Below are 11354 nucleotides of genomic sequence, written 5' to 3'. Positions count from 1 at the left end.
CGGGCCTCGTTCAAAGAAGGACTGGGCTCGAACCGGTGCAACCCGGGCGGGGCGCGAACCGCCCGGGCGACGCGCGGACGCTTTCCGGCTACGGCTTGGGCAGGGTGCACCCCGTCCGGTTGAGGTCGATCTGGCTGCCGGCGCCGATGCACGGCACGATGCCGTACGTCTCCTGGGCGTAGTTGATGCCCTGGCGGACCGTCACGTTGCCGCTCTCGTCGACCTCGCACGGATTGTTGTCCGTGCACTGCTGTCCGTCCTCGTTACCGGTGTTGTTGACGGCGACGACCTTGCCGGTCGCGTTGTCGATCACCGGGGAGCCGGACGTACCGCCGATGGTCTGGCAGGCGGAGGTGTAGCGGACCGAGTCCTTCCATGTCCACGCGCCCTCCTTCAGGCGGTAGACGAAGCCGTCGACGTTGCAGCTGTACGTGCGCTTCCAGTAGCCGGATACGACCGTGATCGCGGCGCCCTGGACCGGCTGCGCGGCGTTGAGCTCCAGCGCCTTGATGCCGTAGGTGTTCTCGATCTGGGCGTAGGTACGGGTGAGTTGGTACAGCGATACGTCGGTGTCGGTCATCGTCCCGTACGCGATCTTGCTGGCGCGCAAGGTGCCGACTCCGCTGCCCGCGGAGTTCAGCAGGGTGAAGCTGCGGGTGGACCGCCGGCCGAGGACGACCTCGCCCGGACCGGGGAAGCCGGTCTCCATGCAGTGCCCGTTGGAGAGCACGAGCGCCGGGTCGCTCGGGAGCGAGGCAGCCGTGCGGACCACGGAGCCGGAGCAGTTGCTGAGCGCGACCGTACCGGCGAAGTCGACCGCCTTGGCCGTGATCCGCTCGACCCGTGTCGTCTTCTGCGGCGCGGCCGCGTCGTGGCTTGTGGCCGCGACAGCGGGTGCCGTTCCCGCCCCGAGGAGCAGAACAGCGAAAAGCGCGCCGAGGAGAGGCTTCTTCATGTGGGGGTCCCCTCTATGACCTCTGTGACCGAAGTTCCTTCGGTTTTGTCATGCGCATTGTTAGGGGTGCGCGGGTCCGGGGCAAGACCCCCTTTCCGGCCTCGGGACAGTGCTTAGAGGGGCTCACGAAATGGGCGCCCGGCTCGCGACGCCTGGCACGCACGCTCGCTGCGTTGCCGAAATGCCCTAGTAGCTCCTTCCCCGAGCTCTCGGCTTCGTTCGAGCAGGGGAGACCCCGTCCGAGGACCTTCCAGCGCCTTGCGATCGCACGCACCAGACGCCGCGAGCTGATCGGACTCCCATTTCGTGAGCCCCTCTTAGGCTGTGCGCATGGTGCAGAGCAAGGCGGAGGACGTGGACGGATATCTGGCCGAGGTGCCGGAGGAGCGCCGGGACGCCCTGCGCCGACTGCGGTTGATGTGCCGCCAGGAACTCGAGGGTTTCGGCGAGATCATGGCCTACGGAATGCCCGCCTACGAACGGGACGGGGTCACCGAGATCGCCTTCGCGAGCCAGAAGAACTACGTCTCCTTCTACCTGCTGCGCACCGATGTCCGCGCGGCATTCGAGGAGCGGCTGGCCGGACAGGACATGGGCAAGGGCTGCCTGCGCTTCCGCAAGCCGGAGAACATCGACTTCGACCTGGTGCGCGACCTGTTGAGGGCCACCGCGGCCCGGCCTGGCACGGTCTGCTGACGGGGTGGCCCCTCAACCGTGCGCCGGTTGGGGCGCCGCCGCGCGGCCCCGGCAGGACCCCGCGGGGGCCGGCCCCGCCCGCCGGCGGCAGGAACGCAGAGGTGCCGGCCGTCCTGGCGGTGGTCCCTCTCTCAGCGGGCCGGCGCGGGTGCCTGTGCCGCTGCCCGGAACTCGGCCGGTGCGCCGAAGCGGGCCAGGCAGTGCCAGACCATCTTCAGCGACTGCGTCTCGTAACGGCCCGTCCGCGCCGCGTCCCCGATGATCCGCGGATCGAGCACGCCGTCCTGCGCAATCTCCGCGCCGGGTCCACGAACTCCTGTCCCCGGTAGTCCGCGTGGTGGCGCAACTCGTCGACGGACAGCCGGAATCCGCCGTGCCATTCCGTGGCACACGGCAGTCGGCGGGCGGCTTCCTCCACGGCGGTGCCGCGGTGGCTCGGGTCGAGAACCAGGGCCTCCATATGGCGGTCGAGCACCACCGGGCCGTGCACCTGTGCCTCGATGTAGTCGTTGAGCGCGTCCTGACTGTCGGCCTCAGCCAGTTCGATGAGCCGCATACGGTCCGCGACGCCGAAATCCGTGGGTTCGGCGGCACTGTCCGGGTAGCAGAACGTGGCGCGCGAAAGCGCCTCGGCGGTCAGCCGGAAGTGCGCCGAGCCGAAGCGTGGCGCCGCCCCGACCTCCTTGCGCCGGAAGTTCAACGCGCCGTACACCGGCCGCTGTTCACCGGGCACCCCGTCGTAGGCACCGCCGAAGATCCGGCTCTCCCAGCGCCCTCGGTCGCCGCCGGGGTGCGCCGTCAGCCCGCCGTTGCTGGTACCCGTGACGAATTGCGAGTGGTAGGCGCCGGCCTCGGCCAGCTTGGCCAGGATCGGGCGGTCACCCGCCATCCGGTCGGGGTGGAAGTTCAGTGTGAGCGCCACGGCCCGGTCCAGCGGCTGCCCCGAAGAGAGAGAAGCGACATGTCTCAGGGCGCGGGCCGAGGCGGATGCGGGATCAGCTGTCACCGGCGCAGTCTGCCGGAACGCGGCCCGCCGTCGCATCTGGATTGCGTGTGCCCGGCACGCCCTCGGGGCCGCCCGGACCGCCTTCGGGGGCACCCTGGCCGAGCACGTGCTCCCGTCCCCACGCGCCGAGCGGCCCGAGCGCCTCGTTGAGCGCGTACCCGAGCGGGGTCAGCGAGTACTCGACGCGGGGCGGCACCTCGGCATGCACCGTGCGATGCACGATGCCGTCGTCCTCCAACTCCCGCAGATGCGAGGTGAGCACCTTCTCGGTGATCCCCGGCACCAGTCTGCGCAGCTCACCGAAGCGGCACACCTGCTCGTTCAGCGCCCAGAGGATCAGCACCTTCCACTTCCCGCCGATGACATCCATCGCCGCGTCGATCCCGCAGACGTACGCCCCCGGCCTGCGTACGGTCCCCATGGCCCGCCCCTCCCACCTGGTCACTCACCTCGCGGTAACCACCCACTCCGAAGTGGGTACTTGATCACTCCGAGGCCTGCGACCAGCCTAATCCCCATGACCGACAACACCCCCGGCAAGCAGCCGCTCACCCTCCTCGGGCTCGGTGCCATGGGCACCGCGCTCGCCCGGACCTGGCTCGCCGCCGGGCATCCCCTGACCGTCTGGAACCGGAGCCCCGCCCGTGCCGACGCACTCGCCGCCGAGGGGGCGAGCGCGGCCGGGACGGCGGCGGAGGCGGTGGCCGCGAACCGCCTCGTCGTCCTCTGCCTGCTGGACGACGCCTCCGTCGGGCAGACCCTGGCCGGCGCCGACCTCGCCGGCAAGGACCTGATCAACCTCACCACTTCCACTCCGGGGCAGGCGCGCGCCCTCGCCGCGTGGGCCCAGGAGCGCGGCGCCCGGTTCCTGGACGGCGGGGTCATGGCGGTCCCGCCGATGATCGGCGCCGCGGGCTCCGGCGGCTACATCTTCTACAGCGGGTCCCGCGCCCTGTTCGACGCGCACCGGGAGACGCTCGTGGTGCCGGCCGGCACCACCTATGTCGGCGAGGATCCCGGCTTCGCAGCCCTGCACGACGTGGCGTTGCTGAGCGCGATGACGGGGATGTTCGCGGGGGTCGCGCACGCCTTCGCGCTGATCCGCAAGGAGAACATCGAACCTCGGGCGCTCGCCCCGCTGCTGGCCGACTGGCTCACCGCCATGGCGCCCGCGGTGCACACGACCGCCGCTCAGCTGGACAGCGGCGACTACAGCGCGGGCGTGGTCTCCAACCTCGCCATGCAGGTCGCGGGCAGTGCGACGCTCCTGCGCACGGCCGGGGAACAGGGTGTCAGCGCCGAACTCCTGACTCCGTACCTGGCGCTGATGGAGCTGCGCCTCGCGGAAGCGGAGCGGGGCAACGAGGAGGGCACCACGGGCGTCATCGACCTGCTGGTGCGCTGAGCGCCACCGGCAGTGCGGGCCCAGGCGTCCACGCCCTACCGGTCACGCGGGTCCGCCGCCTCCGTTGCGTACGGTCGGACCATGACGACCGACCGCACTCTCGACCTCGACGCGTACTTCGCCCGTATCGGCTGGACCGGGGAGCGCCTCCCCACCGTGGAGGTGCTGCGTTCCGTCCACCGCGCCCATGCGCTGGGCATCCCGTTCGAGAATCTGGACCCCGTGCTCGGCCGTGCGCCCTCGCTCGCGCTCGCGGATCTGCAGGCGAAGCTCGTACGCAGTGAGCGCGGCGGGTACTGCTACGAGCACAACACCCTCTTCGCCGCCGTGCTCGCCGAGCTCGGATTCACGGTGACGCTGCTCTGCGCGCGTGTGGTGCTGGGGGCCGCGCCCGGGGACGTACGGCCGCGCACCCACATGCTCATGCTGGCCGAGGTGCCGGGCGAGCCGACCCCGTATCTCGCCGATGTCGGCTTCGGCGCGAGCAGCTCGCTGCTGGAGCCGATCGCGCTGGTGGCGGACGCCGAACTGCACGACGCACCCCGCCGTCACCGGCTCGTCCACGCACCGCACGGCGGCCCGCTGCCGCTGTGGAAGCTGCAGACTCGGTCCGCGGGCGGGGAGTGGGAGGACCAGTACGCGTTCACGCTGGAGCCGTTCGAGGCGCCGGACTACGAGGTCATCAACTGGCACATCGCGACCAATCCGCGCTCCCCGTTCCAGCACCTGGTGTACGTCCAGCGCACCACTGCGGACGGCCACGTGGCCCTGTCCGGCCGGACGCTCACGGAGACGGCGCCCGACGGCACGCGGAAGGAACGGGAGCTGGCGGACGGCGACGAGGTGCTGCGGGTCCTGGCGGACGACTTCGGCATCCGGCTCCCGGACGGCACGCGCCTGCCCGAATGACGGCGACGCCCCATTCGCGTGGCGCATCTCACCCGTCCAGGCCCGTCACACACCCATTCCAAGCCGCTCCGCCGCCCCCGGCCAGGGTTCCCACGGTCGGGGACGGCGGGTGCATGGCGATGGAAGACCGGGTGGGCGGACCGGGTTCCCCGGGCGGGTCAACCCGCGGGCAAACCTCGCGCACCCTGTGAAACACCACCGTATCCTCGCTGACATGCAGGTCATCCAGTCCACGAAGCTCGCCAATGTCTGTTACGAGATCCGCGGCCCCGTGCTCGAGGAGGCGATGCGGCTGGAAGCAGCCGGTCACCGCATCCTCAAGCTGAACACCGGCAACCCCGCCGCGTTCGGGTTCGAGTGCCCGCCCGAGATCCTCGAAGACATACTGCGCAACCTCTCCGGTGCGCACGGTTACGGCGATGCGAAGGGGCTGCTGTCCGCGCGCCGCGGGGTGATGCAGCACTACCAGACCAAGGGGATCCCGCTCGACGTCGAGGACATCTACCTGGGCAACGGCGTCTCCGAGCTGATCCAGATGTCGATGCAGGCGCTGCTCGACGACGGCGACGAGGTGCTCGTACCCGCACCGGACTATCCGCTGTGGACCGCCTCCGTGTCGCTGGCCGGCGGCACGGCCGTCCACTACCGGTGCGACGAGCAGGCGGACTGGATGCCGGACCTCGCCGACATCGAGCGGAAGATCACGGACCGCACCAAGGCGATCGTGATCATCAACCCGAACAATCCGACGGGTGCGGTCTACGACGACGAGATGCTGCGCGGGCTGACGGAGATCGCCCGCCGTCACAACCTGGTGGTCTGCTCCGACGAGATCTACGACCGGATCCTGTACGACGGAGCGACACACACCCCGACGGCGGCCATCGCGCCCGATCTGCTGGTGCTCACGTTCAACGGGCTCTCCAAGAACTACCGGGTGGCCGGTTACCGGTCCGGGTGGCTGGCGGTCTGCGGCCCGAAGGGGCACGCCGCCTCGTACATCGAAGGGCTGACGATCCTCGCCAATATGCGGCTCTGCGCCAATATGCCGTCGCAGCACGCGGTGGCCACGGCGCTCGGCGGGCGGCAGTCGATCGACGACCTGGTGCTGCCGGGCGGGCGGATCCTGGAGCAGCGGGATGTCGCGTACGACCTGCTGACGCAGATCCCGGGCGTCACCTGCGTGAAGCCGAAGGGGGCGCTGTATCTCTTCCCGCGGCTCGACCCCGCGGTCTACAAGATCAAGGACGACCGCCAGATGGTCCTCGACCTGCTGCGGGCCGAGAAGATCATGGTCGTGCAGGGTACGGGGTTCAACTGGCCGGAGCCCGATCACTTCCGGATCGTGACGCTGCCGTCGGCCAAGGACCTGACGGACGCGGTGACCAGGATCGGCGCGTTCCTGGACGGGTACGGACAGCCCTGAGGCAGCCAGATCCCGACACCACTCAACTTTAGACTCAATCCAATGTAGGATGGTCTCCTGACCGTGAGCAGGAGGCCGTCCCCATGTACGAACCGATCCGCACCAAGTCGGTCCACTCGATGGCCGACACGGCGCAGTACCCCCACCGCACCCGCGAGGAGGAGCTGGACATCCAGCTCGCCGGGCATCTGGCCGCCCTGCTCGCCGTCACCGACGAGCTGGGGCTCGGCCGGCAGGGCGATCGCATTGCCGAGCAGGTGGCCCGGCTGCGCGGGGCGCCACCGGCGCGGCATGCCGCGCTGACCCGGGCCGACCCCGCCGCATTGCACCACCGGGCGCTCGCCCTCGCCGGCCGTGCGCTCGTCGTCGCCGCGTCCCGCGCGGACACCGCCGCCGCGATTCTCACCGCCGAGCGCATGGACGCACACACCGCCGCCCTGCGCGACGCCGAGCTGATCGGCACCCCCTGACGGCCCCGGTCCGCGGGCCGGGGAGGCGCGCGGACCGGGTGCCCTTCCCGTGCCGCACCAGGCCGCCCCGAGCGGCCGCCGGCTCGTCCCGCGGACACCGGCCTGCAACGCGAAGACTCTCCCGGCCGGGCCCGCGGTGGCGCCGACCGCCGGTCAGGCGTTCACGAGTTCTCTCGAACCCAGCTTCTGCCGGGCGAACTCGAGGTTGCCGACCACGCGGTCGTGGTGCTCGGGGGGCACCTTGCCGCTCTCGAGGAGGCGTTGGCTGCAGCGCTCCGACTCCTCATAGTTTCCGGTCCAGTAAGCGGCCACGGCGAGTTCGTCGAGCGAGCACCAGTCGTACCACTCGAACTCGACGAACAGAATGTCTTCCGGGTAAGGGATCTGCGCCGCTTGCTTCGCGAACATGTGCGCAAGTGGCCAACGCCGGCCGTTCATGCGGCAGTAGCGCGCGAGTTCACCGATTGCTTCGGCACGAGAAGGACGGCTTTCGTGCGCGCGGAGGTAGCGGCTGATCACCTCGGCCGGCGGCCTACCGATCTCCACCGCAAGCCGTGCGGCGTAGAGGTGGGAACAGAAGACTTCCTCCGCGAAGCCGCCCATGCCTGCCCGGCGGTCGTAGACGGCGAGTGACTTCTTCGGCTCTCCGGCATCGCGCCAGCTCTGGGCGAGGTAGAAGACGTAGCGGGAGTTGTCGGGTTCCTTGATCAGGCCTTGCTGAAGGACCTTGGCGTCGCGCAGGTACTTCTTCCGCTGCCCTTCTCCCCTCAGGCGTGCGCCGCCTCCCACCGAGAGGATGTTGGCACCTTCGAATGTCCCGAGGGTGTACGGCGTTCCGCAGTCGATGTACTCGTGCAGGACGCCGACGTAGCGCCAGGGCAACCGGGTTGAGACCAGAGCGGGGCGCCAGTGGGTGAGGGGTCCGTCGTGCAGTGCGACTCGGTAGGCGTCGTGGGTCAACTCCGGCATGCGAAAGCCGGGCTCCACCTCCATCTCGTCGTCGGCGTCGATGAACAGCAGATAGTCCGCTTCGGCGCGCGCCAGGTCGATCGCCTCGCTGCGGCTCCCGTCGTACCCCTTCCATGGACTTTCGTGCAGGGCGCCGGGCAGGTCGCTGAAGACGTCACGGATGACGTCCTGGGTGCCGTCGGTCGAGCCCGTGTCCAGGATGACCCACGTGTCGATCAAAGGGCGCACGGATTCGAGGCAGCGTCTGATGACCGGGGCCTCGTTCTTGACGATCATGTTCAGGCAGACCGTTGATTTCACGGGTCACCTCCAACTCGGTGAGACAGAAGACCGACGACACGACGTCAGCTCGGACGCTTGAGCAGTACGAAGCCCTGTTCACTGCTCACGGTGAGATACCCCTGTGCCCGCGCAAGGCCCAGGGCCTCCTGCTCCTGAAAGACGTTCAGCGGCCACCGCTGATTGAACGGCACCCTGGTGTCCACCATGATCCACTGAGGATCTGGGCGGCTCTCGGGCCAGCCGTAGAGGCTGGCACTCGTACGGTTCGTGAGCTGGGGCACGAGTTGATTGGACGCCTGGACCGTGGCACCGTCAGGGATCCGGTCCATCAGACGGTGGGCGACAGCGATGCGGGGATCGTCCCGCCAGGTGGCCGGCTGGACCAGCTGCCAGAACGGGAAATGCGGTAGAAGAAGCACGGTGATCGCCGCGGAACCCGCGAGATAGCGACGCAGACTGCCGACGGACGAGCGTCGGCCGATCAGGGCATCGATGAACGCCGCGAAGACGATCGTCATCAGCACGAGCGAATGATGGGAGTCGGCGCCCCAGTGAGTCGAAAGGTTCGAGGCGAAGCGCCAGAGCAGGGTCGGCAGCGCGATCCAGATGAGCGGGGACCGCAGGGCCAGGAACAGGGTCGGGGCCAGCATGAGCAGCAGGGTCGTGGTCTTGGCCAACGGGGTGATGAGGCCGACCGTGCTCCTGTACAGCAGGTCTCCCGGTCCGCCCGCACCGCCTCCCGATCCTTCGAGGAAGTAGAAGTACCCATTGTTTCCAGCGGGATTGAGGGAAGGCAGGATCACCAGCATCGCCAGCACTGTTCCTGCGAGACCGACTGCAGCCGTGATGAACCCCAGCTTGCGCTCGCCGCGCCGAGCGACGAGGAGACCGATCACGGCCACCGTGAGCCCGAGATCTTCCTTCACCAGGAGCAACGGCAGAGCCCAATAGACCGCGGGCCGCAGCCGGTCGGTTCCGAGAGCGGTCAGTGAAAAGGCGAGGAGAGGAGCGGCGAAAGCCACCTCGTGAAAATCGATGGCGATCGCACTCGCGACACCCCAGGACAGGCCGTAGCCGACGCCGATGACCACTGCGGCGGCGGAGCCCAGCGCTCGGCGGGCCCAGACAGCCAAGGGCATGACGCTCACGGCAACCAGCGCCGCCTGCACCACGAGCAGGGCCATCGCCGAAGGCCACAGCCGGTAGACGGGTGCCACCAGGGCCAGAATGGGAGAGAAGTGGTCCCCCAGGATGGGAAAGTCCGGCCCCTTGATTTCGGAGACGGGCAGGTGCCCATGCGCGTAGGAGCGGACGGCCTGCTCGAAGATTCCCAGGTCGAAGCTGTGGGTGAGCATGCGCTGATGGATACGCAAGGACAACGTCGCGTATGTGAAGAACAGTGTTCCCGCCAGGGCCCAGATCCACCATGGGATGCCGGAGCGGCTCCCCCCAGACGGCTCGACCACCGGCCCTTCATCCACAGTCGATTTATGTTGCACCGGGAGCGTGGCACTGTCAGTGAGTGGGGCATGCATGACTTATCCCTTCCGGAAAGCTGACCCTGAGGGCCTCAAGATGCCAGCAGCCTTCACGGCCTGGCTCTGAGCCGCCATGTGCGCGCGCAGAATACTCCGAACAGCGGCACATCTGGGGCGTGGTGGAGTCACCCGCGCTTCTCGCGAGGGGCATTGACCGATGCCTGTCGCACCGTTACCGACTTGATGACGACAGCCTTTTTCGGCCTTCCGTCGGAGGATCCGTCCTGCGTCCCGTTCCTGGCGATCTCCTTCAGTACATCCAATCCGCTCAGGACTTTCCCAAAGGGAGTCCAGTCGGACGGCATGGAAACAGCAGGATCGGCATAACTGATGAAGAACTGACTTCCGTTCCTGCCGGGAGCCGCCTTGGACATCGCCACGGTTCCGGCGGAATATTTGGCTCCGTCCAGATTTTCATCCTGGAAGAAATATCCCGGATCGGCCGCACCTTCCCCTTTGGGGTCACCGCAGTCCAATACGAAAATCCCTCGGGTCGTGACGCGGTGACACGGGCTGCCGTCGTAGTACCCCTTCCGCGCCAGGAAGGAGAAGGAGTTGGTGGCGCAGGGCGCCTTGTCGGTCAGGGCCTCAAAGGTGACGGTTCCCCGGTTGGTCACGAGTTCTGCCGTGTATGGCCGAGCCGCGGCCAAGGCGTCGAAAGCGGGAATTCCCACTGGCTTTGCACCATTGGTGAGGTTGTATGAGCACGCGACCGGCGGCTTCGCATCGACGCTGTTTCCCGTCAGGGAGACCGCCGCCCATGTCAGTCCTGAACACGTCGCGGTTACGGCGAGTGCGACCGTCGCCACCTTGACCACACGCTTCCTGGCCCTGGCGAAGAAATTCATCTTTCCTTGAAAATCTCTGACGGACATTCGAGCCTCGATTTGGCGAGTGGGAGCTGATGAAGCATGCAGAGCGTATCCATCCATCTACGTGTCGGCTGCACCGACACACACTCGGAACTGAAACCGCTATGGGGCTGCATGGCCCAACACTTCGGGGCTCATCCTCTTTCGGCCCCCTTCCCCACTCTGCCGATCGCCTGAACGTCTGGTGTGTCTCGCGCACTTTCTTGCACATGCACCTGAATGTTGCGTCAGAGGCGTTGCATGCCTCGTCGAGACCACTCCATTCGGTTCCCCAAGGAGCAAATTCATGAGTCCTGAGACCAGGACCCCCTCGCGTCTGGGCCCGGTGCCCCGCGGTCGCAGGTGGCTGGCCGGCGGTGCGATGGCAACGCTGAGCCTCGTCATGCTGGGCTTTTCCAGCCCTACGGTGGCAGCGGCCCAGAACGCCTTCTCTCCGGGCGAGATGAACCGGTCTGTGCTTATGGGCGGCGACAAGTGTGAGCGCCAGAAGAACAAGCACGACAGGGACAAGTGCTGCGATAACCACAAGAACAAGCACGACAGGGACAAGTGCAAGGAGAAGGGCAAGCGCGGACCCACCGGTCCCACCGGGCCGACGGGTCCGCGCGGCGCCACGGGACCGACCGGACCCACGGGACCGACCGGCGCCACGGGCGAGAACGGCGAGAACGGCGCCACCGGAGCCACCGGACCGACCGGACCCACAGGACCGACCGGACCCACGGGCGAAAACGGCGAGAACGGCGCCACCGGAGCCACCGGACCGACCGGACCCACAGGACCGACCGGACCCACGGGCGAAAACGGCGAGAACGGCGCCACCGGA

The 11354-nt window shown here is 68.2% G+C and carries 10 protein-coding genes and 2 pseudogenes; 6 read left to right on the top strand and 6 right to left on the bottom strand.

Going from position 1 to position 11354, the window contains the following annotated elements; all coding sequences use genetic code 11:
* Positions 1-88: 88 nt before the first annotated feature.
* Entirely contained in the window at positions 89-955 is an 867-nt protein-coding gene (locus tag ACFU8W_RS15280; RefSeq protein ID WP_384036558.1) for a serine protease, read from the bottom strand.
* A gap of 330 nt (positions 956-1285) precedes the next feature.
* Between ACFU8W_RS15280 and ACFU8W_RS15275 the strand changes: the two genes are divergently transcribed.
* The gene (locus ACFU8W_RS15275; protein WP_384036555.1) at positions 1286-1651 is read left to right on the top strand and encodes an iron chaperone; all 366 of its coding nucleotides are present in this window, start codon (positions 1286-1288) and stop codon (positions 1649-1651) included.
* A 131-nt stretch (positions 1652-1782) separates the two neighbouring features.
* On the opposite strand, the pseudogene ACFU8W_RS15270 reads toward ACFU8W_RS15275, so the two are convergent.
* Together ACFU8W_RS15270 and ACFU8W_RS15265 are read right to left on the bottom strand one after the other, a co-directional pair.
* Positions 1783-2621: pseudogene (locus ACFU8W_RS15270) on the bottom strand (DUF3626 domain-containing protein).
* A gap of 25 nt (positions 2622-2646) precedes the next feature.
* Positions 2647-3078 carry a winged helix-turn-helix transcriptional regulator gene (locus tag ACFU8W_RS15265; RefSeq protein ID WP_384036552.1) on the bottom strand — a complete coding sequence of 144 codons (432 nt, stop codon included), beginning with the start codon at positions 3076-3078 and terminating at the stop codon, positions 2647-2649.
* A gap of 96 nt (positions 3079-3174) precedes the next feature.
* Between ACFU8W_RS15265 and ACFU8W_RS15260 the strand changes: the two genes are divergently transcribed.
* The 4 genes from ACFU8W_RS15260 to ACFU8W_RS15245 all read left to right on the top strand — a co-directional run bounded on the left by ACFU8W_RS15260 (position 3175) and on the right by ACFU8W_RS15245 (position 6867).
* Positions 3175-4062 (top strand): NAD(P)-dependent oxidoreductase, encoded by an 888-nt coding sequence (locus ACFU8W_RS15260; protein ID WP_384036549.1) that lies wholly within the window; start codon positions 3175-3177, stop codon positions 4060-4062.
* A gap of 81 nt (positions 4063-4143) precedes the next feature.
* Entirely contained in the window at positions 4144-4971 is an 828-nt protein-coding gene (locus tag ACFU8W_RS15255) for an arylamine N-acetyltransferase (RefSeq protein WP_384036546.1), read from the top strand.
* A gap of 214 nt (positions 4972-5185) precedes the next feature.
* Positions 5186-6397 (top strand): pyridoxal phosphate-dependent aminotransferase, encoded by a 1212-nt coding sequence (locus ACFU8W_RS15250; RefSeq protein ID WP_345515228.1) that lies wholly within the window; start codon positions 5186-5188, stop codon positions 6395-6397.
* 83 nt (positions 6398-6480) lie between these two features.
* Complete coding sequence (locus ACFU8W_RS15245) at positions 6481-6867, top strand: hypothetical protein (RefSeq protein WP_384036543.1); 387 nt, start codon at positions 6481-6483, stop codon at positions 6865-6867.
* A gap of 153 nt (positions 6868-7020) precedes the next feature.
* Here ACFU8W_RS15245 and ACFU8W_RS15240 read toward each other — a convergent pair whose 3' ends face one another.
* The 3 genes from ACFU8W_RS15240 to ACFU8W_RS15230 all read right to left on the bottom strand — a co-directional run bounded on the left by ACFU8W_RS15240 (position 7021) and on the right by ACFU8W_RS15230 (position 10504).
* Entirely contained in the window at positions 7021-8136 is a 1116-nt protein-coding gene (locus ACFU8W_RS15240) for a glycosyltransferase (protein ID WP_384036540.1), read from the bottom strand.
* A 44-nt stretch (positions 8137-8180) separates the two neighbouring features.
* Positions 8181-9473: a DUF2079 domain-containing protein gene (locus tag ACFU8W_RS15235; protein WP_384036538.1), complete on the bottom strand. Its 1293-nt coding sequence runs from the start codon at positions 9471-9473 to the stop codon at positions 8181-8183.
* A gap of 308 nt (positions 9474-9781) precedes the next feature.
* On the bottom strand, positions 9782-10504 hold the full coding sequence (locus ACFU8W_RS15230) for a peptidylprolyl isomerase (protein ID WP_384036535.1): 723 nt from the start codon (positions 10502-10504) through the stop codon (positions 9782-9784).
* A 310-nt stretch (positions 10505-10814) separates the two neighbouring features.
* Here ACFU8W_RS15230 and ACFU8W_RS15225 point away from each other — a divergent pair.
* Positions 10815-11354: pseudogene (locus tag ACFU8W_RS15225) on the top strand (hypothetical protein); the annotation flags it as partial.

It is taken from the genome of Streptomyces sp. NPDC057565, from assembly GCF_042801455.1.
In the GTDB taxonomy this organism is placed as follows: Bacteria; Actinomycetota; Actinomycetes; order Streptomycetales; family Streptomycetaceae; genus Streptomyces; species Streptomyces yanii.
Note: the sequence above shows the minus strand (reverse complement) of the source record. Positions and strands in the feature narration are given on the sequence as shown.